The sequence below is a fragment of the Paenibacillus sp. R14(2021) genome (assembly GCF_019431355.1).
GTDB lineage: Bacteria > Bacillota > Bacilli > Paenibacillales > Paenibacillaceae > Paenibacillus_Z.
Map to the genome: position 1 here is coordinate 5,553,780 of NZ_CP080269.1, position 23,950 is coordinate 5,577,729.

21 protein-coding genes and 1 riboswitch are annotated in these 23,950 nt (G+C 51.8%); of the genes, 18 read left to right on the top strand and 3 right to left on the bottom strand.

What is annotated here, in order from left to right; genetic code table 11:
• Window positions 1-3: 3 nt before the first annotated feature.
• Window positions 4-939 (bottom strand): magnesium/cobalt transporter CorA, encoded by a 936-nt coding sequence (gene corA / locus KXU80_RS25765; protein WP_219835933.1) that lies wholly within the window; start codon window positions 937-939, stop codon window positions 4-6.
• A 478-nt stretch (window positions 940-1,417) separates the two neighbouring features.
• A riboswitch (SAM riboswitch) is annotated at window positions 1,418-1,524 on the top strand.
• Window positions 1,525-1,617: 93 nt separating this feature from the next.
• Between corA and metA the strand changes: the two genes are divergently transcribed.
• The 4 genes from metA (at window position 1,618) to mqnC (ending at window position 6,211) form a co-directional block, all read left to right on the top strand.
• Window positions 1,618-2,535 (top strand): homoserine O-acetyltransferase MetA, encoded by a 918-nt coding sequence (gene metA / locus KXU80_RS25770; protein WP_219835934.1) that lies wholly within the window; start codon window positions 1,618-1,620, stop codon window positions 2,533-2,535.
• A gap of 36 nt (window positions 2,536-2,571) precedes the next feature.
• Window positions 2,572-3,732, top strand: a complete 1,161-nt coding sequence (locus KXU80_RS25775; protein WP_219835935.1) for a PLP-dependent transferase — start codon at window positions 2,572-2,574, stop codon at window positions 3,730-3,732.
• A 4-nt stretch (window positions 3,733-3,736) separates the two neighbouring features.
• A complete protein-coding gene (locus KXU80_RS25780; RefSeq protein ID WP_219835936.1) occupies window positions 3,737-4,903 on the top strand; it encodes an aminotransferase class I/II-fold pyridoxal phosphate-dependent enzyme in 1,167 nt (388 codons plus the stop codon).
• 171 nt (window positions 4,904-5,074) lie between these two features.
• The gene (mqnC, locus tag KXU80_RS25785; protein WP_219835937.1) at window positions 5,075-6,211 is read left to right on the top strand and encodes a cyclic dehypoxanthinyl futalosine synthase; all 1,137 of its coding nucleotides are present in this window, start codon (window positions 5,075-5,077) and stop codon (window positions 6,209-6,211) included.
• Between the two features lie 74 nt (window positions 6,212-6,285).
• Here the strand turns inward: mqnC and KXU80_RS25790 are convergent, their stop codons facing one another.
• The gene (locus KXU80_RS25790) at window positions 6,286-7,407 is read right to left on the bottom strand and encodes a GGDEF domain-containing protein (RefSeq protein ID WP_219835938.1); all 1,122 of its coding nucleotides are present in this window, start codon (window positions 7,405-7,407) and stop codon (window positions 6,286-6,288) included.
• 506 nt (window positions 7,408-7,913) lie between these two features.
• Between KXU80_RS25790 and ytxC the strand changes: the two genes are divergently transcribed.
• The 7 genes from ytxC to KXU80_RS25820 all read left to right on the top strand — a co-directional run bounded on the left by ytxC (window position 7,914) and on the right by KXU80_RS25820 (window position 14,733).
• Window positions 7,914-8,906, top strand: coding sequence for a putative sporulation protein YtxC (gene ytxC / locus KXU80_RS25795; protein ID WP_219835939.1), 993 nt, complete (start codon window positions 7,914-7,916; stop codon window positions 8,904-8,906).
• Between the two features lie 392 nt (window positions 8,907-9,298).
• Window positions 9,299-11,236 (top strand): threonine--tRNA ligase, encoded by a 1,938-nt coding sequence (gene thrS, locus KXU80_RS25800; protein ID WP_219835940.1) that lies wholly within the window; start codon window positions 9,299-9,301, stop codon window positions 11,234-11,236.
• A 90-nt stretch (window positions 11,237-11,326) separates the two neighbouring features.
• Entirely contained in the window at window positions 11,327-11,899 is a 573-nt protein-coding gene (locus tag KXU80_RS25805) for a 3D domain-containing protein (RefSeq protein ID WP_374987807.1), read from the top strand.
• Between the two features lie 117 nt (window positions 11,900-12,016).
• Entirely contained in the window at window positions 12,017-12,535 is a 519-nt protein-coding gene (locus tag KXU80_RS25810; protein ID WP_258171156.1) for an RNA polymerase sigma factor, read from the top strand.
• Window positions 12,536-12,613: 78 nt separating this feature from the next.
• The gene (locus tag KXU80_RS28230) at window positions 12,614-12,742 is read left to right on the top strand and encodes a hypothetical protein (RefSeq protein ID WP_258171157.1); all 129 of its coding nucleotides are present in this window, start codon (window positions 12,614-12,616) and stop codon (window positions 12,740-12,742) included.
• Window positions 12,743-12,860: 118 nt separating this feature from the next.
• Complete coding sequence (locus tag KXU80_RS25815; protein WP_219835942.1) at window positions 12,861-14,252, top strand: methyl-accepting chemotaxis protein; 1,392 nt, start codon at window positions 12,861-12,863, stop codon at window positions 14,250-14,252.
• 100 nt (window positions 14,253-14,352) lie between these two features.
• Window positions 14,353-14,733: a hypothetical protein gene (locus tag KXU80_RS25820; protein ID WP_219835943.1), complete on the top strand. Its 381-nt coding sequence runs from the start codon at window positions 14,353-14,355 to the stop codon at window positions 14,731-14,733.
• A 97-nt stretch (window positions 14,734-14,830) separates the two neighbouring features.
• On the opposite strand, the gene KXU80_RS25825 is transcribed toward KXU80_RS25820, so the two are convergent.
• Complete coding sequence (locus tag KXU80_RS25825) at window positions 14,831-16,126, bottom strand: ammonium transporter (protein ID WP_219835944.1); 1,296 nt, start codon at window positions 16,124-16,126, stop codon at window positions 14,831-14,833.
• A gap of 272 nt (window positions 16,127-16,398) precedes the next feature.
• Between KXU80_RS25825 and liaF the strand changes: the two genes are divergently transcribed.
• The 7 genes from liaF to KXU80_RS25860 all read left to right on the top strand — a co-directional run bounded on the left by liaF (window position 16,399) and on the right by KXU80_RS25860 (window position 23,904).
• A complete protein-coding gene (liaF, locus tag KXU80_RS25830; protein WP_219835945.1) occupies window positions 16,399-17,538 on the top strand; it encodes a cell wall-active antibiotics response protein LiaF in 1,140 nt (379 codons plus the stop codon).
• A gap of 7 nt (window positions 17,539-17,545) precedes the next feature.
• Window positions 17,546-18,589, top strand: a complete 1,044-nt coding sequence (locus tag KXU80_RS25835; protein WP_219835946.1) for a sensor histidine kinase — start codon at window positions 17,546-17,548, stop codon at window positions 18,587-18,589.
• A complete protein-coding gene (locus KXU80_RS25840) occupies window positions 18,582-19,241 on the top strand; it encodes a response regulator (protein WP_374987726.1) in 660 nt (219 codons plus the stop codon). The genes KXU80_RS25835 and KXU80_RS25840 overlap by 8 nt, the downstream gene beginning before the upstream one ends.
• 58 nt (window positions 19,242-19,299) lie before the next feature.
• Window positions 19,300-19,713 carry a YugN family protein gene (locus KXU80_RS25845; RefSeq protein WP_219835948.1) on the top strand — a complete coding sequence of 138 codons (414 nt, stop codon included), beginning with the start codon at window positions 19,300-19,302 and terminating at the stop codon, window positions 19,711-19,713.
• Between the two features lie 179 nt (window positions 19,714-19,892).
• Window positions 19,893-21,527 (top strand): S1C family serine protease, encoded by a 1,635-nt coding sequence (locus tag KXU80_RS25850; RefSeq protein ID WP_219835949.1) that lies wholly within the window; start codon window positions 19,893-19,895, stop codon window positions 21,525-21,527.
• Window positions 21,528-21,715: 188 nt separating this feature from the next.
• The gene (locus tag KXU80_RS25855; protein WP_219839255.1) at window positions 21,716-22,408 is read left to right on the top strand and encodes a response regulator transcription factor; all 693 of its coding nucleotides are present in this window, start codon (window positions 21,716-21,718) and stop codon (window positions 22,406-22,408) included.
• Window positions 22,409-22,416: 8 nt separating this feature from the next.
• A complete protein-coding gene (locus KXU80_RS25860; RefSeq protein ID WP_219835950.1) occupies window positions 22,417-23,904 on the top strand; it encodes a sensor histidine kinase in 1,488 nt (495 codons plus the stop codon).
• Window positions 23,905-23,950 lie beyond the last annotated feature (46 nt).

Genomic DNA, 23,950 nt, shown 5'->3' on the forward strand with positions numbered 1-23,950 from the left:
CGTTCACAGCCATTCTTTCTTGCGGAAAATAAAGAACATGCCGAAACCAAGCAGCAGCATGAACGTTAACAGCACGTACGAGCCGCCGTGCATATGCAGGCCGGGAATGAAGTCGAAGTTCATTCCGTAAATACCGGTTATGAAGGTCAGAGGCATGAATATCGTCGTAAGAGCGGTGAACACGCGCATGATTTCATTGGCACGGTTCGCAAGGCTGGACTGATATGCCTCTCGCAAGTTGCCCATTAGATCTCGGTACGTCTCGAACGTCTCGGCAATTTTGACGGCATTCTCATAGACATCGCTGAAGTACTTCTGAAGCTGATCGTCGATGAGCTTCAGATCCTTCTTGTTAAGTGTCGCAATAAGCTCCTTTTGCGGGCCGAGTACCTTCTTGAGCCATAGAATTTCGCTTCGAAGACCTATAATCTCGTTTAGATGCGACTTCTTCGTATGCACCAGAATATCTTCTTCCAAGCTCTCAATCCTTGCTTCGATTCGGTCGCCGACGAGGAAGTAGTTGTCGACGACGATATCGACCAGATGGTACAGGAAGCGGTCGGGCCGGCTGACATGCTCTTCGAGCAGAATCGGCTTCAATGTGCGGAGTTCGTTAATTTTTTGCTTCGTAACGGTAATAATATAATGGCGTCCCAGAAAAATGTTCAAGGCACGCAGAAAAATTTCTTCATCGTCAAAACGAATGCTGTTAATAACAAGGAAATAATGGCCTTCATGAATTTCAATCTTCGGGCGCTGCTCCTCTTCGCTTAGCAGGTCTTCCACTGCCAGCTCATGAAGTGCAAACAAAGGCTGCAATACGGTAAGATCATCTAAATCAGCATCAATCCAATAGAACCCTTCAGCGGGCGGAATCGTTGCCGTTGCAACATCTTCAATGGTTTTGAAAACACCTTCGGTCACGTGACGGATTTTCATTCCGCGTTCCTCCTCTCTCGTCCTAGCTGTTACATACCCGGATGCCGATACGAGGAGGAAAGAACTGTTCGAGAACGCGAAGCAAGCCATACGTCGCCGTGCCGCAGCGCGCTCTTGCGAACGCTATAACAAGCGGTGCGAATACGAATATGGTCGACTGTGCGCAGCCGGACAATCTATCGATCCTGCATATCGGAAATCAATGCGGTTGCCCGCAGGCCTCGGGTCGCCTTCCATAGTCGTAAACACTCCTTTATGAGATCGATTTAGGCAGATTGTACGCAATCCTTGTCTAGTATACTCCGACAACGACTTTCCATACAAGAAGAAAGTAACGGACGCCGCCATGTATTACCATATGCGTGGAAAAGCCTGTGGTGACGCTATTTCTGAGCATTTTGGGAATTGACGTATTGACGGAAAAGGCGGAATGATTTAAAGTAGGGCTATGGTGATTCCATAATTAAATAAGCAAGCTTTCTTATCAAGAGCAGGCGGAGGGACTAGCCCGATGAAGCCCGGCAACCGGCGTGTAAACGCACGGTGCTAATTCTTGCGGAAACGATTGTTTCTGAGAGATGAGAGGCGCATGAACGATACATTTGTGCCCCTCTCTATGGAGAGGGGCTGTTTTCGTTGCGCTCCTCAGTAAAATTGACACGAATGGAGTGAGTAGACATGCCGATTAAAGTACCTGATCAACTGCCTGCCAAAGACATTCTCTCGGAAGAGAATATCTTCGTTATGGACGAGAGCGTAGCGTATCATCAAGATATCCGCCCGCTGCGTATTGTTATTCTGAACCTGATGCCTACGAAAGAGGTAACGGAGACGCAGCTGCTGCGTTTGATCGGTAACACGCCGCTGCAGGTTGAGGTTGTGCTGATTCATCCGAAGACACATACGTCCAAGACGACTTCAGCAGAGCATTTGGAGTCGTTCTACAAGACGTTTGACGATATTAAACACGAATATTACGACGGTATGATCATTACCGGCGCGCCGGTGGAGACGTATCATTTTGAAGACGTGAACTATTGGGAAGAATTGAAGGATATTATGGATTGGTCCGCGCGCAAGGTCACTTCGACCTTCCATATCTGTTGGGGCGCACAGGCCGGCCTGTACCATCATTACGGCATTCCCAAATACGATCTCTCGGAGAAAATGTTCGGTGTATTCCCGCATCAAGTGGAGAAACGCAATGTGCCGCTCATGAGGGGATTTGACGAGCAGTTTCTTGTGCCGCAGTCCCGTCATACGGAAGTGCGCCGCGAAGACATTGAAGCGGTTAACGATTTGGAGATTCTGTCCTTCTCTCCGGATGCCGGCGTCTACATCGCCGCTTCCAAGAACGGCAGACAAATTTTCGTTACGGGGCATTCCGAATACGATGCGAGCTCGCTTAAGGCGGAATATGACCGCGACAAGGCGAAGGGCATGGAAATGGATATTCCAAAGAACTACTACCCGAACGATGACCCGTCGAAGCAGCCGCTTTCGAGCTGGAGAGCGCATGCGAACCTGTTGTTCTCGAACTGGTTGAACTACTACGTATACCAGCAAACGCCATACGATCTTGGCGCAGGCATTTAAACTTCTATTATATAGTGGAGAGGGAGACTTCATCAGATGAAAATCGAAAGCCGACTCGCGCAAATTGGATCCATTAAAGAGCCTGTTACAGGGGCCGTCAGTTTCCCAGTCTACCAATCGACCGCATTCCGACATCCGCGTCTCGGCGAAAGCACAGGCTTCGACTACGCACGTACGAAAAGCCCGACTCGCAAAGTGCTTGAAGACGCTGCTGCGGAATTGGAATCAGGCGATGCAGGCTTTGCCTGCAGCAGCGGCATGGCTGCACTGACAACGATATTCTCGCTGTTCGGGCAAGGTGATCATCTGCTGGTCTCCCTGGATCTCTATGGCGGAACATACCGGCTGCTGGAACGGATTATGAGCCGTTTCGGTGTGACAGCCTCCTATGTCGATACGAACGATATCGATGCGCTGAATACACTGTGTACGCCATCGACGAAGGCGATCTTGATTGAAACGCCGACAAATCCACTTATGATGATCACGGATCTGGAGCGCGTATGCGCTTGGGCGAAGTCGAAGAACATGCTTTCGATCGTCGACAACACGCTGCTTACGCCATTCTTCCAGCGCCCGATCGAGCTCGGCGCGGACATTATCGTACACAGCGCAACCAAGTATTTGGGCGGCCATAATGATGTGCTTGCCGGACTGATCGTAACGAAGGGCAAGGAACTTTCCGAGCATATGGCCTTTCTGCACAATTCCCTCGGCGCAGTGCTCGGTCCGCAGGATTCGTGGCTGCTGATGCGCGGCATGAAGACGCTGGCGCTTCGCATGGAACGCCATCAATCCAATGCGACTGCGATCGCGAACTGGCTGCTGCAGCATGAAGCGGTAGAAGAGGTCTATTACCCGGCGCTGCCCCATCATCCGGGTCATGAGGTTCAGAGCCGCCAATCCTCGGGCAATACGGGTATCTTCTCCTTCCGTCTGAAGAAGGCTGCTTACGTTGAGCCGATTCTGCGGCATATCCAGTTGATTGCATTCGCGGAGAGCCTGGGCGGCGTGGAATCATTGATGACATATCCGGCCGTTCAGACGCATGCCGATATTCCGCTTGAAATTCGCCAGCGAATCGGGGTTGACGACCGTTTGCTCCGCTTCTCCGTAGGCATTGAGCACGAAGATGATTTGATTGCTGATTTGGCCCAGGCCTTCGACGCGGCCAAGCGCGAAGTCGGGGAGGTGTAACAGGATGTCAGAGCAGAAGCCGAACAAACCTGAAACGCAGTTTGCAACCAAGCTGATTCATTTTGGCGCTGAAATCGATGAGCATACGGGCGCATCAAGCGTGCCGATTTATCAGGCATCGACGTTCCATCATCACGATATTTTTAACCCGCCGACCTATGATTACAGCCGTTCCGGCAATCCGACGCGCCAAGCGCTGGAAGATTACATTAGGCTGCTTGAGGGCGGCAAGCGCGGGTTTGCGTTTGCTTCCGGCATGGCGGCTATCTCTACAGCTTTCCTGCTCTTCTCCACCGGCGATCATGTGATCGTGACGGAGGATGTCTACGGTGGAACGTATCGGCTGCTGACGACGGTTCTGAACCGTCTGGGCATAGAATCCACCTTCGTTGACATGACGGACTTCGAGGCGGTCAAAGCGGCGCTTCAGCCGAATACGAAAGCGGTATTCATGGAGACACCGTCCAACCCAACGCTGAAAATTACCGACATTAGCGAAATCGCGGCTTGGGCCAAATCGCATCAGCTGATAACGCTGCTCGACAACACATTCATGACGCCTTATCACCAGCGCCCGATCGAGCTCGGCGTCGATATTGTGCTGCATAGCGCAACGAAGTTTCTGGGCGGTCACAGCGACGTGCTTGCAGGCCTCGCGGTCGTCGCGACAGACGAACTGGGTCGCCGCTTGAAGCAGCTTCAGAACGGGCTCGGTACGGTGCTTGCTCCACAGGAGTCCTGGCTGCTAATTCGCGGAATTAAGACGCTGCAGGCACGCATGGAGCACAGCGAGCGCAGCGCGCGCAAGCTGGCGGAATGGCTGAACGCTCATCCGGCTGTTACGCGTGTCTATTACCCGGGTCTTGCCGACCATCCGCGCCGGGACATTCACGAGAAGCAGTCCAAAGGCTACGGAGCTGTCGTTTCCTTCGACGTCGGCGACGGCGATCGCGCGAAAGCGGTGCTGAGCCGCGTGAAGCTGCCGCTCGTGGCGGTGAGCCTTGGAGCCGTTGAGAGCATCTTGTCTTATCCGGCTATGATGTCCCATGCGGCCATGCCGCGCGAAGTGCGCCATGAACGCGGCATTACGGACGGCTTGCTTCGCTATTCCCTCGGTCTTGAAGATATTGAAGACCTCATCGCGGATCTGGATCAAGCGCTGAACGGTTGATTCAGCGCATTAGAAGCAATACGCGGCAGTCCTGACGGACTAGCCGCGTTTTTCGCCGTATAGGCAAGCATTTACTGGCTCAGACGCCATATGACGTTCATATTCGTTTATGGTAATATTAGTTGAAACCATACTTGGTACGGATATACAGATAAGAAGGAGGTCTCCGCAATGCAGATAATTGACCGTATTTTAAATAAAGCACTGCAGGGAGAACGACTCGGACTAGAGGATTGCGTGACGCTGTTCGAATCCGATGAAATTGAGAAAATGGGACATGCAGCCAATCAGTTGATGCTTCGGCGTCATCCTGAGCCGATCACGACCTTCGTCGTTGGGCGAAATATTAACTATACGAATGTATGCGACGTCTACTGCCGGTTCTGCGCGTTTTATCGTGCGCCGGGCTCGAAGGAAGGCTATGTCCTTCCGGATGAAACGATCCTGCAGAAAATTCAGGAGACGATCGATGTAAACGGCACCGAGATTTTGATGCAGGGCGGGGTAAATCCAGAGCTGCCCTTTACGTACTATTTGGATCTGCTGCGCAAAATCAAGCAGCATTTCCCCGGGATTACAATGCATTCTTTCTCCCCAGCGGAAATTCAAAAGATGGTCGCTATTTCAGGCGGCTTGACGCTTGAACAAGTGATGCGCGAGCTGAATAAAGCAGGGCTTGATTCCTTGCCGGGCGGCGGCGGCGAAATCCTCGATGATCGGACGAGACGGAAGATCAGCCGGTTGAAAGGCTCTTGGACGGACTGGATGGACGTCATGAAGGCGGCGCACCGCGTAGGCATGAATACGACGGCAACGATGGTAATCGGCTTCGGCGAAGAGATGGAGGAGCGGGCGCTTCATCTGCTTCGTGTCCGTGATGCGCAGGATGAATGCATTGCGAACGGGTATAACTCCAAAGGCTTCCTGGCGTTCATCCCATGGACATTCCAGCCGGAGAACACGAATATGAAGCGCGAGAAAGCGACGCCGGAAGAGTATCTGAAGACGCTCGCGATCAGTCGGATTACGCTCGACAACATCGATAATTTCCAATCCTCTTGGGTCACGATGGGTCCTGAGGTCGGCAAGCAGTCGCTGTCCTACGGCTGCAACGACTTCGGCAGCACGATGATCGAAGAGAACGTAGTATCCGCGGCAGGAACGACGCATAAGGTCAATATCGAGCTGATTTTGCAGCTCATTCGTGAGGCAGGCAAAATCCCTGCGCAGCGCAACACGCGATACGAAATTTTGAAAATGTACGAAGAGAGTGAGCATGCGCAGAACGATTTTATTATGCAGAACTAATTGTCGTGCATGACGTAAAACTAATAAAGCTTCCCGATTCCGCGAATCACTCGCGGAGCGGGAAGCTTTTTTCATTAGGCAAGTTGGCTTTGGTTCTCTAACTGGTGGGGGTCCAGTGCGACGATGGTACGGTTTTTACCGGTGCTCTTGGCTTTATAGAGCGCGGTATCGACACGGTTGAAGAAATGTTCTTTGCCTTCACCGGAGGTGTATTCGGCATACCCGATACTGACGGTTACCGGTTTGCCGCCAAACGCCTCATGGACGACTTTGGCGATTTCCTCGCGGATTTGCTCGACGGCGACAAACGCGCTTTCACTTGCTTTATCCGTGAAGAGAACAGCAAATTCTTCGCCGCCGTAGCGAGCTACAAAGTCATTGGCAGATACCTTAGCACGAATGAGATCCGCCACGGATTTGAGGACCGCGTCTCCGGCTCGATGTCCGTAGGTATCGTTCACATGCTTGAAATTATCGATGTCGACGATTGCCAACTGCAGAGGCAGTCCATTTTGTTCATGCTGATCAATGAGCCGTTCGAAATATTCATGGAACGTGATGTGATTGTACAAATCGGTTAATGCATCCGTCTTGGCAAGCTTGTCCATCCAAATCGTCTTGACAAGCAGCTGCTGATTGGATTCAAAATAGGACTTCAAATGATTCAAGAGCTCGCGTCCTCTGCTCAAAATGCCCCAGGCTACGAGCGAGAAAACGCAAAACATGACGGAAATCGTTGTCAAACCGATCAGGGTAATGTCTTGGTGAATAAAGTCGTTGGTCCAGTAAAGGAGGAATAAGGAAGAGAGCGTATTGACGAGCGCAAACAGTAATTTTTTGTTCTGGAAGTAAAAGATGGACACCATGACAGGCAAGAAAAGTGCAAGGAGCAGGTAGTTGATGGAATTATGAATAAAGACGATGATGAAGGCTAGTACGGCGGAAGTTAAGATCAGTATGTAATCTTGGTATTTGCCTCTGAGCACCCGAAGTCCGGTCTCCGCGATGAGCAAGGTGGTGAATTGAAAGGCGGAAGGCTTCAACATATAGGCACGAATGAACTGTCCTGTTGGGACCTCCGTGATCGTTAAGTAGAGGCATTCGAGTACGACCGTGATGACCAGTATGGACCAGAAGCCGTTCAGAAGCATGCGATTCCAACGATATCTGTTGTAATTTATCGACTCATTATCCATTGCATTCACTCCGAGTATGAAGCTTCTTTTGGAACTTAATATACCACGAATCCCCTTCCATTCCAATCCCTATCCAGCATAGCCATAGCCTTCATCGTATATATGCTTTTGCTGAGCCATATACTGTTAGGGAGCCTCCAAAGCCCTCTATTCAAGCTAAAACACAAGGTTCTCTCGCCTTAAAATTAAACCGCATGCGATTAAAATAAAATGAAAAATTTTAGCAAATGAAGTCGTAATAGAGAAATCTCGCCTAGCCCAGCTTCGATTATGTTCAAAAACTTAAAGTTTATGCTTCCGAAGTCAGTTTTTGAAATCTCGCCTAGCCCAGCTTCGACTATGTTCAAAAACTTAAAGTTTATGCTTCCGAAGTCAGTTTTTGAAATCTCGCCCTAGCCCAGCTTCGATTATGTTCAAAAACTTAAAGTTTATGCTTCCGAAGCCAGTTTTTGAAATCTCGCCTAGCCCAGCTTCGAATATGTTCAAAAACTTTTAGGAGTGAGCCTATGGAACTTTTTACGGTTTCTTTGCATTCGGCCTCTAATGAAGCGCTTGATCGGCTGCACCGCTGTTTAAGTGAAGAGTTTGCCGATGTACATAGTCCAGCTTCAGGTTCCATCGTTTATTTCACGCGACCCGAATATGATGGCATGTCTTTACGGTGTGCCGCGAATTTGCCGCAGTTTCAATTGCATGCGGACGGACCGGAGGTATATCGACGAACGGCACTGGCCTTCGCTCAGTTTATTATGACAGAGCTGGAGCCGATGCTGCTAAGAGCGATCATTCGCAAACAATTTCACTTTGAGGAAGTTAACGAGATCGAGACGCTCGAGCAATATTGCTATACGATTCTATACGGAACTGCAGGGGCTGCCGCGCAAGACTACGACAGTAATGCCGCCGAACTGCTTCTTACGGATAAACAGCGGCGGTTGGGAAAAGTGGCCGATGAGCTGGAAAGCTTCCTCGCCAACCATACGCGTATTCATCTCGATGGTTTTGTCACGTTCCGTTTGGCCTCCTATTGGCAGGAATTGAAGGATGTCGTTGCATATGCAGTGGACGAATATGTGATGGATAAACAGTACCAGGAATTTATCTCACTGCTGAAATATTTCGTCCGTATGCAAGAGGTGAAGCTGCCGATCGTACACGTGGTTCATAAAGGGGGAAGCGATTTCGTTCTTTACGACCAGGAGTTCCAGCTTCTTGATACCGTCCCTGCTGATCGAATCGTCGCGGAAATGCTGGAGTCGGAAATGAATATGGAGGATATGATTGTCAGCACGCTGATTACCGTCTCGCCGCAGCAAATCGTCATTCATACTCGCCAGCCCGATCTACCGGTTATGCGCACCCTTGAAACGATTTTCGAGCAGCGCGTGCGGCTTTGCTGCTCATGCGGACATTGCAATCGCCATTTCGACGAATTCGGCCAGCCGCTGCCATCTGCAGAGCTGTCCGCGGAGAAACGAATCCGTAACGTCATTCCTTGACTGACGGTTGCTTATGGACTTGACCGAGGAACGGTGAGCGCTTATAATTATGCTCAAGGAAAAGCATCGACAAAGACATGTATCTCCGGCATGCACGGCTCAGAGAGAGGAAACTTGGCTGGAATTTCCTCGCGTTGCGGCGGCGATATACCCCTTTGTAGCTGTGAAGTTGAAATCAAGCGTAATGCTTGACAGTATGCTTCACCGGTTCGTTCCCGTTATGGAACGTCTACAAGGATTAGCAAGCGTGCAAGCCAGGACGCCGGCTGATTGAACTAGGGTGGAACCACGGGTCATTAACAAGCACTCGTCCCTTCGCGGGGATGCGTGCTTTTTTTGTTGGGTACGCAAGCCGCAGCGATCGACAAAAACAGTTCAGGAGGAACAAGGTTATGGCAATTCAAGTGAAGCTGCCGGACGGCGCAGTCCGGGAATACGAACAAGGAACAACGATTGAAGAGGTTGCCGGATCGATCAGCACAGGACTTCGGAAGAACGCCGTTGCAGGCAAAGTCGACGGCAAAGTGGTTGATGTGTATACGCCGATCGAGAACGATGCCGCGCTGGAAATCGTTACGCTGGATTCTGCCGACGGACTTGAAGTTTACCGGCACAGCACTGCACATCTAATGGCGCAAGCCATTAAGCGTTTGTTTGGCGGCAATGAAGTAAAACTCGGAATCGGTCCCGTTATCGAGGACGGCTTCTATTACGATATCGATATGGAGCAATCGTTGACGCCTGAAGATTTGGTGAAAATCGAGAAGGAAATGGAACGCATCGTGCAGGAGGATCTGCCGATCCGCCGCCGCGTCGTCAGCCGCGAAGAAGCGATCGCGACATTCACGGCCATCAACGATCCGCTGAAATTGGAATTGATTCGCGACCTTCCGCAGGAAGCGCAAATCACGATGTACGACCAAGGAGAATTTTTCGACCTTTGCCGCGGACCGCATCTGCCTTCGACGGGCCGCATTAAAGCGTTCAAGCTATTGAGCGTTGCTGGCGCGTACTGGCGCGGTGATTCCAAGAACAAAATGCTGCAGCGCATTTACGGAACGGCGTTTCCGAAGAAAGCGCAGCTCGACGAGCATCTGCATTTCCTCGAGGAAGCGAAGAAGCGCGATCACCGCAAATTGGGCCGCGAGCTGAAGATGTTCACGTTCTCCCGCGAAGTCGGACAAGGGCTGCCGCTGTGGCTGCCGAACGGCGCGCGCGTACGCAGAACCATGGAGCGTTACATTGTGGATCTCGAGGAGCGTCTGGGCTACCAGCACGTCTACACGCCGGTGCTTGCCAATGTTGAGCTGTACAAAACAAGCGGCCACTGGGAGCATTACAGCGAGGATATGTTCCCTAAGATGATCATGGACAACGAGGAGCTCGTGCTTCGTCCAATGAACTGCCCGCATCACATGATGGTGTTCAAAAGCGAAATGCGTTCATATCGCGATCTGCCTGTGCGCGTAGCCGAGCTTGGCACGATGCACCGCTACGAAATGTCCGGTGCGTTGACCGGTCTTCACCGCGTACGCGCGATGACGCTCAACGATGCGCATATTTTCTGCCGTCCGGATCAGATCAAGGAAGAATTTGCACGTGTCGTAACGCTCATTCGCCAAGTGTATGAAGATTTCGGAATTAAGGAATATCGCTTCCGCCTGTCCTACCGCGATCCGCAGGATACAGAGAAATATTTCCAAAATGACGAAATGTGGGAAATGTCGCAGCGCATGCTTCGCGAGGTTGTCGAAGAGCTGGAGCTTCCGTTCTTCGAAGCCGAAGGTGAAGCGGCGTTCTATGGACCAAAGCTTGACGTTCAGATCAAGACGGCACTAGGCAAGGAAGAGACGCTTTCGACGGCGCAGCTGGATTTCTTGCTGCCGGAACGTTTCGAGCTGGAGTATGTCGGAGACGACGGCAAGAAGCATCGTCCGGTCGTTATTCACCGTGGCATTATCAGCACCATGGAGCGCATGACAGCATTCCTGCTTGAGAACTTCGCTGGCGCGCTTCCGCTCTGGTTGTCGCCGGTACAAGCGAAGATTATCCCGGTATCTACGGCTTACGAATCGTATGCACGCGAGCTTGAGAGCAAGCTGCAGCTTGCCGGCATTCGCGTTGAAACCGATCTGCGCAACGAGAAGCTTGGTTACAAGATTCGCGAAGCACAGCTGGAGAAAATGCCTTATATGCTCGTCGTCGGCGAGAATGAAGCACAATCGGAAACCGTCTCTGTCCGCAAACGCGGCGAGGGAGATCTCGGTTCCAAGCCGGTTGCCGAGTTCATTGCCCTGCTGCAGGCTGAAATTGCCACTAAGCAGATTTAATTACCAATAAGACGCTGTCGATAAAGACAACCGCATAAAGCTTGTCACGCTTGGGTATCCTTCGAATTAAGGAGGCTAACAACCCAAATGATGACAAGCTTTTTGTCGTTTTATCGTGTTACCGTCTCGTGCTTGACCGTATGGTTCATGGTAAGCTGTATCCTCATTCCCGAGAGTTCGGCGGTGAGGCATGGACAGGTGAAACCAGCAGCATCCAGTGATTCTAAGCAAACGAACCAGAAAAACAATTCGAAACTTCATCATATGCAAGTCGTGGCGACAGGCTATACCGCAGGCGTTGAATCAACCGGCAAGAGACCCGGACATCCACTATACGGCATTACGTACTCAGGCGTTAAAGTTCGGCGAGGGCTGGTTTCGACAATTGCCGCGGATCCTAAAGTTTTTCCAATCGGTACCGTGCTTTACGTGCCGGGCTACGGCTATGGTATCGTGGCTGACACGGGATCGGCCATCAAGGGCAAGAAGATCGATCTTTATTTTGAGACGAGGAAGCAGGTTTTCAAGCAGTGGGGCAAACGGAAAGTAACCGTTAACGTGCTGAAACGCGGTAACGGCAAGCTGACGGAGGCTTGGCTGAATGAGCTGAATGAGGCGGTTACCGCCGAGAAGACATTGCCGAGAGCGCTTCTCGAATCGTAGCTTGGATAAATAACGAGAATGTTCGACGATTATGTTGAATATTCTCTTTTTTTTACTTTAGGCCTATGCTAAGATAGATGTAAACGCTATCATTAATCAACTCGGGGGCGGTTATTAATGAACGGTGAACCAAGATCAATGGAAGCTGAAGTCCGGCATCCGGTCCAATCGGAGCTCTTTGAGGACAGGCTGCGTCAGCTCTACAACGAAATGATTGCTGTCGCCTATGCGAAGGTGTTCAATAAATCGGATGCGCAGGATGCGGTTCAGGAAGCATGGGTACGCATGCTCATGAGCCAAAATACGCTGCGGGAGCAGGATAAGCTGCGCGCTTGGGCCAAAGTCATTACAGCGAACGCGGCTCATAACATAAACAAGCAGTCTGGACGTGTCAGTCCTTGCGGCGCTGAGGATCTAGGAAGCGAGTCGCGTATGTTCGGGCATGAAACAGCCGTTATGCTCGAGATTGGTGAGCTGCTGGATATGCTGGAGCCAAGATCAAGAACGCTGCTGCTGTTTAAGTTCTACTACGGGTATAAAGATCAGGAGATAGCGGCCGCCATGAAGCTGCCCGTTGGAACAATCAAAGCCCGGATACATCGAACGAAGCATCATTTGCGTAAATGGATGTCTTAGCGGCCTTTGCGTATATATCCCATTACTAAACCATTCCCGGGCCTGCCATACTAGTGATGTACCGGGAGGTGAACACCAATGACAAAAAATAAAAACAATAAAATGAATGCGTCCCAGAACAAGTACAATGCAGAATTTGCATCTGAGAATGCAACATCCACAACAAGCGCATCGACCAAAGCGATTTCGCAAAAAGCGAACAAATAAGATAGCTGCGGAAGCAGCATAGGAAGAGGGACCCGGTGCGGTCCCTCTTTTCTTTTGTCGAAGCATGTCCTATACTATTAGTTAATTCTGACAATATGTCGAAAAGGTGGTTAATTTCATGCAGGCACTGCAGCGTCTATGGTCCCAGAAAAACGGTTCCGCCAAGCAAGACGAGGTCGAGAGCAATGGTGTGCTGACGCAATTAATTAATGAATCGCTCGTTATTTCAGATCAATTGACGGCGGCAGTGGAGGAAGTCAACCAATCGATCGGGCAGCTGACCGATATCGCGGATCAGTCTGCGGTTACGGAAACCGATCTGCGCGATTGCAGCGAAAGCGCCAGGGAGCGCATCGGGGGAACGTTCTTGACGCTCCAGGAGGCCGCAGCCGCTGCGGAACAAATCAGCGATACGGCGCAGCTGCTCGATACCGAGAGCAAGGAGACGAAAGCGGTCGTGCTTGAAGTCTGCCGATCGCTGACGAATACGGACAAAGTGATGAGCGACCTGCAGCATCACAATGGAACGATGGAACGCCATATTCGCGAGCTCATTGAACAAACCTCGCGGATTAATGAAATCAACAGCTTTATTCAAGAAATCGTGTCGCAGACGTCACTGCTTGCGCTGAACGCTTCTATTGAAGCTGCGCATGCAGGCGAATTCGGGCGCGGGTTCTCCGTGGTCGCGCAGCAGATCAAAAAACTGGCTGAGCAAAGCAATGAAGCTGTTTTGAAGTCGAACGGCCTGGTGGAGGAAATCGAGTTCGGCGTCAAGCAGGTTGTTGCTTCCGTTGATTTGGAGAAGGCTGCCGTTGAGCAGGGAATCTTGGAAATGGCACAAACCAAAGAACGCATGGATCTCATCTTTACCCGTATTCTTGAAGTCGACAAGCTCGTCAGCCAGAGCAGCGAAGCAAGCAAACAGCAGACGCAGAGCATGGCGGCAACGACGGATATGCTGAAGGATGTCGTCGGTTCGGTCAATCAAACGCTTATAAGCGTCGACAAAACGCTTGAGCTTACGCACAAGCAGCGCCGGCAAATCAATAAGCTCGATCGTATAAGCACGAATTTGCGCAAATCCTCCTCGGAACTTACGAAGGCGATCGGACAGGTTGGCGTAAACAACGACCATAAGCACGGACATGTAAATGTCGGAGATGCACTGGATAAGCTGAGCAGACTAGCCGCAGACGGAGCGGTGTCGTCGCTTGATGAAAATACGCACCAAGTGCTGCTGACAAAGCTGCTGCAGGCGCTGCCGGATGTCGAAGCGGTGTGGTCCAACCGCGACGACGGCTCGTTCATCTTCTCGCTGCCGGAGGCGGGGCTGCTGAATGCCAAGGGGCGCGAATGGTGGAGACGGGCGATGGAAGGCCGTACGTTCACCTCGCCGGTATACATATCCGCTATTACGAAGAAACCTTGCATAACCATCTCGGTTCCTATCCGTTCTGCGGACGGACGATGGATCGGCGTTGCCGGAGCTGACATCCGCGTCAAATAATTGCCACTAAATTTGCTGAAAAAGTGGTATTCAAACGGGAAATGATCGTGTAGAATAAGTAGTGTAACTATTTATAACATGTGAGGACAGGGGAGTTACCATGACAGAACCGATTGCCTACATCCCGCCTTCTCGTTTGAGACAACGTAAAGCAGCTGAAGTCATACCTTTCCTAAATACGTATATTGCGAAGAGAGAGCAGGAGATTACTGAAATCGAGCAAATGGTAGAACGTTACCAGAAGCGCCGCTTGCAGGAAGAACGCTCTTATCAATCGATGTCTACACTTCGCCGTATGTTATCCGGCAAGAAACCGGATCACCATTTGGCTGTTGAATATATTCATTATGTGAAGAAGCCGATGGAGAAAGTGCGTACGCTGCGTCAAGAGATCGAGCAGGCGCGTGCCTTTCTGAATACCGACAATGCCTCCGGAACGATTCACGTATCCACTGAAATCGATGAAGAAATGAATGGATAAGCGACCGTCCTTAGTGGACGGTCTTTTTGTTGTTTACGACGAAGAAGCGCCGTTGTTCCGGGTCTAGTCGACCTTGGAACAGCGGCGCTTTGATTGGCTATTTACCTGATTTAAGCTGCTCGAGATCCAGGAAATCATGGTCCTGGTTGTAGGCCGGCACACCGTGAATGCCGACATCGAGTCCGATCAGCTCTTCGTCTTTGGATACGCGCACGGGCATGATCTTCTTAATCAGGAAGAAGGCAGCCCATGTCAGCACGAAGCCCCACACGCTGACGATGACAAGACCAAGTGCCTGTACACCGAGCAGATTCCAGCCTCCGCCATAGAAGAGTCCGTAGTATTCTTGTCCGATGCCCTTGGTAAGCTCGGGCATTGCGAACAAGCCTACTGCCAGCGTGCCAAGGCTTCCGCTGACACCGTGAACGGCGAAGGCGCCGACGGGATCATCAATGCCCTTGCCTTCGAGAAACTCGGTGACAAGGACCATGGCGATGCCGCAAACGACGCCGATCAGCATCGCTGCGCCGTCCGATACGAACGAACAGCCTGCGGTAATGCCGACCAGTCCGGCAAGCGAGCCGTTGATGACCATCGGCGGATCCGCTTTCTTATAACGGAACATGGTGAACAAGATGCAGGTTGCGCCGCCAGCTGCAGCGGACAGCATTGTCGTGATAGCGATATGGCCGATCGCTCCGTTCGTTGCGCTGAGCGTACTGCCTGAGTTGAAGCCAAACCAGCCGAACCATAGAATGAACGCGCCTACCGAAGCAAGCGGCAGGTTGGACGGAGGCACGATATTGCTTTTGCCGTCCGCCGTGAATTTCCCGATCCGCGGGCCGATGAAGATGGCTGCTGCGAGGGCCGCGAAGCCGCCGAGCGCATGGATGACCGCAGAGCCGGCGAAATCGATCATCCCGAGCTTGCCGAGCCAGCCGTCGACGCCCCATACCCAGTGTCCGGCAATGGGATAGATGATGCCTGTCATTGCAATCGCATAAAGGATGTAAGCTTTGAAATGGATCCGTTCCGCTACGGCGCCGGATACGATGGAGATGACGGCGATAACGAAGGCGCACTGAAACAGCCAATACGTTTCGTGCGAGATGTTCAGCTTAATATGAGATAAATCTCCGTTCAGCAGGAAGCCGGTCGTCCCGATCAGTCCGCCGGCATCCTTGCCGTACATGAACCCAAATCCGATAAAGTAAAAGATCAGCGCGCCGAATGCGATATCGACGAACACCTTCATAATAATGCTCACTGCGTTCTTCTGTCTGACGAACCCTGCCTCTAGCAGCGCAAAGCCGCCTTCCATAAGCAGAATCATTGCGGCTGTCAACACGACCCAAATGGTATCCAGCCCCATGGACAGTGTTGCTGTATCCATGTTTTGTCATCTCCTGTCTAGAATGTCATGTAAGGTTTTATCTCTCTTGTCCAGTCCGAAACCCATTATATAAGTGACGCGTTAAAGCTGTCAACGAACGAAGTCATAAGACCTCACATGAGATTGCGTCCATTCTCCGATTATCGCTTGCATTGCGACCTCCGCCTCGAGACGTAGGGGGGTTCAATCGACAGACCCTTTTATGCCGCTTGAGGCTTGCAGTATACTTGGAGTACAAACCTTGCAGAAACATTTGGGAGCTGGTGGCGGCAATGAATGGCAATTTTATCAATCGGTTTATGTGGGGCCTCTTCATCATCATCGTGGGCGTAGGTCTCTTATTAAGGCAAAGCGGATATGTGGATTTCGATATCGGTGCAGTCGTCTCTGTATTCTGGCCTGTGATTCTTTTGTTTTTGGGGGCGCAGAATCTGCTGCAGCGAATGGTTTACGGACGCGGCTCCGCTTTCGGCTCAGGTGTTCTGATTATCGTCGGCTTCATTTTCCTCGGCCGCAATCTTCAACTGTTCGATTGGTCAATCGGCGAAATCGTGAAATTCGCGGGGCCGCTAGTCATTATTATTTTTGGTTTATCCATGATTTTTAAGCCAAAATCGCGCAAAAAAAGCGAACATCCGAGTGACGGATGGCAAGCCTACAACTACGGCGCGTTTGACAAGCCTGTACCGCCGGCGCCTCCGCTGCATCCTGATCCGACGAAGCCGATGGACGAAGCGGAAGGCGAGGAGCGTGATACCGTCGAAGCGGGACCTGTATCCGGCGGTGAAAGCGATCCGTACGGCACTCATATTTCGCAGCCGAATCCGAACGGACCACGGCAGCAGCGGGGGGCTGGACATGAGGCTCCCCCTTATAACCGGCATAACGATCATTACGCGCACAGATATCAACAAAAAATGGAACGTTGGGAACTGCGTGCTGCCAAATTTCGAGAACGAATCGAACGGCAGAACAGCCGGCATCACCAGCATCACCGGCATGAACGCGTCGAATGGTGGAATCATGACCCCAACGTGCAGACGCGGTCCGGTTTTATCGGCGATATCTACTTGGGTAACGACTATTGGGAGCTGAAGCCGATGAATATCTCCCATTTTATCGGGGATACGGTGCTGGATTTAACGAAGGCCCAAATCCTCCCGGGGGAAACGGTTATCACGATCTCTTCCTTTATAGGCGATGTAAAAGTGTATTTACCGAGCGATTATGAATTTGGTGTGCATGTCGTATCCAGCGCTTTTATCGGCGACGTGGCCGTATTGGAGCAGAAAGAAGGCGGCATTTTCAAAAACATGGATATCGAGACCCCGTTCTTTCAAGAGACCGATAAGAAAATCAAGCTGATCGTCAGTACGTTTATCGGCGATGTGCGCGTCACGAAAGTAGGTTGAGCCGCACATGATGGTACGATTGTTTCGTAATAGCAAATGGGATTTGATTCTGCTCTTCATCGCATCCTCGACTGTATCCGTGCTGATTTGGGATTTAGGCTACGACATGCTGCCGGATGCCCGCATAGAGAATGATTGGTGGCTTGCCGTAGCTGCACTGTTCTTAGTCGTGAGCGCGGCATTCGGTTATTGGGCCGCCAAGCGGATTCAGCGGCAGATCGATATGATGGTGATCGGCCTGAAGCAGGCTGCGCACGGCAATTACGATACGAGGCTTCCGGAGGAAGGGGCGTTTACGCCCGCGTTCCGAGAGTTCAACGATATGCTGGCGTCGCTGGATGAGCGTACGCAATGGATTCAGCGCTCCGGCGAAGATCAAGTCATGCGCGAGGCGGCATCGAATGAAGCGGCTGTACTCGAAGAGCGCAGACGGCTTGCGCGCGACCTGCATGATACCGTCAGCCAGCAGCTGTTCGCCATTCATATGTCCGCTTCATCGCTGCCCAAACTTCTTGAGATGAATCCGGATCGCGCAAGCGATGTGATGGAGCAGCTTATCTCCATGTCTTCCATGGCGCAGAAGCAGATGCGAGGCTTTATTGCCCAACTCCGGCCGATGGAGCTGGAGGGCAGATCGCTGCAGGAAGCGCTGGACAAATGGTTTCCCGATTATTGCCGCCAGAACAGCATTCAAGGCGTCATGGAATGGCGGGTGAAAGAGAAGCTTTCGGATGCGAAAGAGCATCAATTATTTCTGATTATTCAAGAAGCAATGGCGAATATCGTCAAGCATGCCGGCGCTCAGACGGCCCTGCTCACCGTTGCCGAAACGGAACGGCAGATCGTCATGACCTTACAGGATGACGGCGCAGGCTTCAGAGCGGACCAAGTCAAGCGCGGCTCTTACGGGCTGTCGACGATGCGGGAGCGGGCAGGCAAGCTGGGCGGGGACGCCTCGATCATCAGCAAACCGGGAAGCGGCACGAGAGTCAGAGTCACATTGCCGAACTATATCAATAAGGGAGTCGAACGGAGCAATGACCATGAATGACAGTTGGAAAATCATGATTGTGGACGACCACGATATGGTGCGCGCGGGATTGCGAACGTATTTGATGCTGGATTCGAAGTTTGAAGTGATTGCCGAAGCTTCGAATGGCCGCGAAGCCATCGATAAGCTGCGTGAAGGCATACCTGGCGGGCTGCCTCAGCTGATCCTGATGGATCTCATGATGCCGGTGATGGACGGCGTGGAAGCGACGCAGGTGATAATGAAGGAATTTCCCCAGCTTAAGATCGTCATGCTGACCAGCTTCTTGGAGGATGAGAAGGTGGTCGCTGCCGTGGAGGCGGGAGCGGTCAGCTATGTGCTCAAGACCGTATCGGCAGAGGAATTGATTTACGCTTTGAACGGTGCAGCTAAAGGTATGCCTGTCATGACGCATGACGTATCCCAGGCACTGACCAGAGGACTGAGGCAGCGCAGCGCGCAGGGAGCCGACGAAGGATTGACAGACAGGGAGAAGGAAGTGCTCCTGCTGATCGCGGAGGGCATGGCCAACAAGGAGATCGCCGACGAGCTTCATATCAGCATCAAGACCGTCAAAACACATGTCAGCAACCTGCTGATGAAGTGCGAGCTGGAGGATCGGACGCAGCTGGCCGTTTACGCGCACCGCAAAGGATGGGTAAAGACGGGATAATTGACAGGTGCTGCGGGTACCTTATAGGTAAACTAAGGCCTAGAGGAGAATGCCCGCTATGATCCCCATTGAATCCAAGCTGGAGTCGAATGAAAAGGAATTTACGGAAGTGAAAAGCATGCTGGAAGAGCACCAGTTCTCGCTTGGCGGCAACTGGGAGTATAACCACGGGTACTTTGATCGATATTTGGACGACGCGCATATGGTTTGGCTGCGGATGCCGTTTGATGTTATCAATGGGAGCATCGATGTCGATACGGAGGATTTGGATGCCAAAATCAAGCTGGGTAGGCCATTCGTCCTCAATCATGTTTACAATGATGGGCTCGACGACGAAGCCAACGTGAATTCACTCGGCGGCTTGGTGAATCAGTTTCAAGAACCGCTCGACCCCGACGGTAAGGTAGAGCCCAAATGGGTCGAGAGGGCGAAGGAAGTGCTCGGTGAAGTAGAGCAGCGCTTGCTTCACTAGAGCGCATGATAGAAGCCGAATGCCGGGTTTTGCTGCAGAAATGCAGAAAGCCCGGTTTTTTTTATGTTCGTTTATAATAATTTTAAGTTTGATTTAAGGTAGATTGTGCATGATAGAACTATGAAATAGCAGCACACCAGCTGCAGCGAGAACCATGGGACACTTAAGGAGGAGTAACAATGGACGATCAGAACAAAAAGAACGATTTCGATGATTTCTTCAAACCGGGAAGCCAAGAAGAGAAAGAAGAGCTTACACCTTCCAATAGAGCACAGGACGCCAATCCGGAAGAAGGAGAGGCTGGGAAATCGTCATACTACTACTCCTATGGGCCATTTAAAGCAGGCTCTGCGGATGCATTGGATAACGCCCCTCAGCAGCATGAGCATGACAGCGCGCAAGGCTTCGCAGCTCAGCAAGGAAGTCCTGCCGGCGGAGTTCAGAGCCAAGTCGAAGTCACGCCGCCGGCACAATTGAGAGCGTTCGCTCCCTCGCAATCGGCTTCACGGAGCGGATGGCAGACGAAAGAAACGCGCCGCACATCATTCAAAGCGATGTTTGCTTCGTTCCTGGTCGGCGTGGTCGCCATCGGTTCGCTGATGTTCATATCCGACCGTCAGAACTGGTTCACATCAGACCAGGCGCTTTCGCAGCCGACTGGAGAAGCATCCTCGGCAATCGGCAAGGCTGGTGATAACGGAAGCATCTCTGCCGCAGCCGATGTGGTCAGACCGAACAATATCGCGCAGCTGTTCGAGAAAGCCAGCCCTGCTGTCGTGAAGATCGAAACGTTCACGAAACAGCAGTCTAGAAGTCAAGGTGGCGGCATGGACGACTTCTTCAGCCAGTTTTTCGGCGATGACGGCGGCCAAGGCCAAGGTCAGGATAACGGCTCTGGCAGCAGCAACAACCAAGGCCAAGGCAGCAGCGAATTGACGCCGGAAGGCATCGGTACAGGTTTCTTCTTTGATTCCAGCGGGTATATCTTGACCAATCAGCACGTCGTAGCGGATGCGGACGAGATTCAAGTGACGATTCAGGGGCAAAGCAAGCCGCTGGTAGCGAAGAAACTCGGCTCTGACTTTAACCTTGATCTGGCCGTGCTGAAAGTGGAAGGGTCGAACTTCCCGACGCTTCCAATCGGCAGCTCCGACAAAATCGGCATCGGCGACTGGGTCGTCGCAATCGGCAACCCTTACGGCTTCGACCATACCGTTACAGTCGGCGTGCTGAGTTCCAAAGAACGTCCGATCACGATTCCGGATTCCGAAGGAACTCGTCAATATCAGCACTTGCTGCAGACGGACGCTTCCATCAACCCCGGCAATTCGGGCGGTCCGCTGCTGAATCTGAAGGGCGAAGTTATCGGTATTAATACGGCTGTCAGCTCACAGGCACAAGGCATCGGCTTCGCAATCCCGACAAGCACGATAACGGAAGTGCTGGAGAATCTGAAGGCCAATAAAGAAATTCCGAAGAAGCCGATTCCGTTCATTGGCGCCAACCTGGCTGCGATTACAGACGAACTGGCCAAGGAGCTTGGCCTTAGCAGTACGAAAGGTTCCGTCGTATCGAACGTCATTTACAAATCGCCGGCGTACATCGCTGACCTTCGCCAATACGATGTCATTACAGGCATCGACGGCAAAAGCTACGATTCTCGCGAAGACCTGATCGCACAAATCCAAACGAAGGCCGTAGACGATGAAGTGAAGCTTAATATCATCCGCAATGGCGAGAAGATGGATCTGAACGTGAAGATCGGCAATAAAAACGAATTCGCCGCGGCTCAAGGGCAGCAGCAGCAGCAATAAACAGCTCATACGAATCGAAAAAGGGCGCAGGGCAGCTTTGATGGCTGATCTTGCGCTTCTTTTATGGAAAAATAAGCATTGCGCATTTCGTCCGAATGTAGACTTGCGCTATAATAAAGGTAGTTTATGGCGGCTGAAAGCTCGTTTCTGCACATTCTAAATTAGATGTTTGACGATGGGGGATAATGATGAGACCGCATATACTGGTAGTGGACGACGATGATAAAATCACCTCCCTGCTTCGGCGCAGCCTGGCATTCGAGGGATATGAAGTAGCAACCGCAAACAATGGTCTTGAAGGCTTGAAACAGATGCTGTCGAGCGATCCTGATCTGTTGATTTTGGACGTCATGATGCCGCAGGTCGACGGCTGGGAGGTTTGCCGGCGCGTTCGCGAAGGCGGAAGCGGCGTACCGATCATGATGCTTACGGCCAAGGATGATATTCAGGATCGCGTAAGAGGATTGGACCTTGGCGCAGACGATTATTTAGTGAAGCCGTTTGCGCTTGAAGAATTGCTGGCGCGCGTAAGAGCCTTGCTCCGCCGCAAATCGGATAAGCTCGATGAGAGCTCGAGCCGGCTGCAGTTCGAAGACCTCACGCTGGACTTGGACTCCAGGGAAGCCATTCGGAGCGGACGCAGAATCGACTTGACGGCCAAAGAATTCGATCTGCTGCAGCTGCTGATGCAGAATCCGCGCAGAGTGCTTACGCGCGACGCGATTATGGACAAAATTTGGGGCTTTGATCACAGCGGCGAATCCAATGTGCTCGAAGTTTATATAGCGATGCTTCGCCAGAAAACCGAAGACGGCAGCAGCTCCCGGCTCATTCAGACCGTTCGCGGAACCGGGTACGTGCTTCGGGGCGAAGGGGGCTGACGGCAGCGATGTCCATCCGCCTGCGGCTCACGCTCTGGTACTCCGTCATCTTGGCCGTCATGCTCATTCTCTTTGGCTTCGTTATTTATTTTTTCGTCAACATTAATACGTACCGGGAAATGAAAGCCAAAATCGAGGATCAAATTACAGCGATCAACAAAACGTCGACTCTTGATATTTTCGGGAATTACAACACGCCCGGTTTCGTCATCGGGGATGACGAGATGTATGTACAAATGGATAATTTCCTAAACGGCACTGTACAGGTCTCCTCTAATTTACATCGTCTCAAGCTGCAGTTCGCCGTTCCTGATTTGAATCATATCAGCGCGGACGAGGAAGGCTTTCATGAGCTGAAGCTTGGCCAATATCCATTCGTCGTGTACCGGCACCTGCTTCAGCAGGATGGCAAGGTATTCGGCGTGCTTCAGGTCGGAGCTTATTCGGGCAGGGAAGCGGGATTTCTGAAGGAACTGCGAACCGCGCTCACTTTCGCGTCGATGGTCGTCGTACTGATCGCTTTTACGATCGGGCTGTTCCTTGCTCGCCAGGCGCTGCGGCCGATCGAGCACGTCATCAGGGCGAGCGACAAGATTCAGAACGGCTCGGACCTCAGCATGCGGATCCCGAGAGAAGGACCTAACGACGAGCTCGGCCGTCTCACCGATACGCTTAACGGGATGCTTGGCCGGATCGAGACGACCTACAATGGGCTCGATGAAGCTTACATGGCGCAGCGGCGCTTCGTTTCGGATGCCTCCCATGAGCTGCGCACGCCGCTTACGACCATTCGCGGCAATATCGAGCTGCTTGAGCGGATGTGGCTGCCGGCGCTGGAACGCGGTACGCATGGCGATTCGGATGATCCGGCTGCGCCTAAGCTGAGCGAAGAGGAACGCCGCCGTATAACGCTGACGCGCGAAGCCATGCAGGATATCGCTGGCGAGGCCAAGCGAATGTCCAGCCTCGTGAACGATCTGCTTGCGCTGGCCCGGGCGGATGCCGGTTATGAGATGGAGAAGACGAATCAGCTGCTGCTCCCGCTCGTGGAGGACGTTGCGCGAAGAGCACAATTGCTTCCAAGAAAAGCCGAATGGAAAATCGGGAACCTTAGCGCTATCGAGAACGTACAAGTATATGCACACGCTGATTTTTTGCGTCAGCTGTTCTTTATATTCGTAGAAAATGCGTTTAAGTATACGCCGAGCGGTTATGTCGAGCTTCGCGCCATCCGTTCCAAGGATCAAGCCGGCATTGTCATCAAGGATACGGGGATCGGCATGGATCACGCCGAGGTGCCGCATATTTTTGAACGCTTCTATCGTGCGGACGAGTCGAGAGGCGAGACAAGCGGTACGGGACTTGGCTTATCGATTGCCAAGTGGATTATCGACGAGCACGGCGGTTCGGTAGAGGTTTCGACACGTGAAGGAGAGGGGACGACATTTATCGTCTGGCTTCCGATTGCTTTCCTCGGCAACTTTAATGAAGTATAATAAGAGAACTAGGCTTTATGACCCTGTCGAAATAGGACTCGGTTTA

Bases quoted from the DNA above. Each gene is read 5' to 3' on its own strand.
- KXU80_RS25790 (WP_219835938.1), bottom strand. From the start codon at position 7,407: ATGGATAATGAGTCGATAAATTACAACAGATATCGTTGGAATCGCATG.
- KXU80_RS28230 (WP_258171157.1), top strand. From the start codon at position 12,614: ATGACAAAAAATAAAAACAATAAAATGAATGCGTCCCAGAACAAGTAC.
- ytxC (WP_219835939.1), top strand. From the start codon at position 7,914: ATGGAACTTTTTACGGTTTCTTTGCATTCGGCCTCTAATGAAGCGCTT.
- corA (WP_219835933.1), bottom strand. From the start codon at position 939: ATGAAAATCCGTCACGTGACCGAAGGTGTTTTCAAAACCATTGAAGAT.
- KXU80_RS25775 (WP_219835935.1), top strand. From the start codon at position 2,572: ATGAAAATCGAAAGCCGACTCGCGCAAATTGGATCCATTAAAGAGCCT.
- KXU80_RS25810 (WP_258171156.1), top strand. From the start codon at position 12,017: ATGAACGGTGAACCAAGATCAATGGAAGCTGAAGTCCGGCATCCGGTC.
- KXU80_RS25855 (WP_219839255.1), top strand. From the start codon at position 21,716: ATGAGACCGCATATACTGGTAGTGGACGACGATGATAAAATCACCTCC.
- mqnC (WP_219835937.1), top strand. From the start codon at position 5,075: ATGCAGATAATTGACCGTATTTTAAATAAAGCACTGCAGGGAGAACGA.
- KXU80_RS25820 (WP_219835943.1), top strand. From the start codon at position 14,353: ATGACAGAACCGATTGCCTACATCCCGCCTTCTCGTTTGAGACAACGT.
- KXU80_RS25845 (WP_219835948.1), top strand. From the start codon at position 19,300: ATGATCCCCATTGAATCCAAGCTGGAGTCGAATGAAAAGGAATTTACG.
- thrS (WP_219835940.1), top strand. From the start codon at position 9,299: ATGGCAATTCAAGTGAAGCTGCCGGACGGCGCAGTCCGGGAATACGAA.
- KXU80_RS25850 (WP_219835949.1), top strand. From the start codon at position 19,893: ATGGACGATCAGAACAAAAAGAACGATTTCGATGATTTCTTCAAACCG.
- KXU80_RS25815 (WP_219835942.1), top strand. From the start codon at position 12,861: ATGCAGGCACTGCAGCGTCTATGGTCCCAGAAAAACGGTTCCGCCAAG.
- liaF (WP_219835945.1), top strand. From the start codon at position 16,399: ATGAATGGCAATTTTATCAATCGGTTTATGTGGGGCCTCTTCATCATC.
- KXU80_RS25860 (WP_219835950.1), top strand. From the start codon at position 22,417: ATGTCCATCCGCCTGCGGCTCACGCTCTGGTACTCCGTCATCTTGGCC.
- KXU80_RS25805 (WP_374987807.1), top strand. From the start codon at position 11,327: ATGACAAGCTTTTTGTCGTTTTATCGTGTTACCGTCTCGTGCTTGACC.
- KXU80_RS25835 (WP_219835946.1), top strand. From the start codon at position 17,546: ATGATGGTACGATTGTTTCGTAATAGCAAATGGGATTTGATTCTGCTC.
- metA (WP_219835934.1), top strand. From the start codon at position 1,618: ATGCCGATTAAAGTACCTGATCAACTGCCTGCCAAAGACATTCTCTCG.
- KXU80_RS25840 (WP_374987726.1), top strand. From the start codon at position 18,582: ATGAATGACAGTTGGAAAATCATGATTGTGGACGACCACGATATGGTG.
- KXU80_RS25780 (WP_219835936.1), top strand. From the start codon at position 3,737: ATGTCAGAGCAGAAGCCGAACAAACCTGAAACGCAGTTTGCAACCAAG.
- KXU80_RS25825 (WP_219835944.1), bottom strand. From the start codon at position 16,126: ATGGATACAGCAACACTGTCCATGGGGCTGGATACCATTTGGGTCGTG.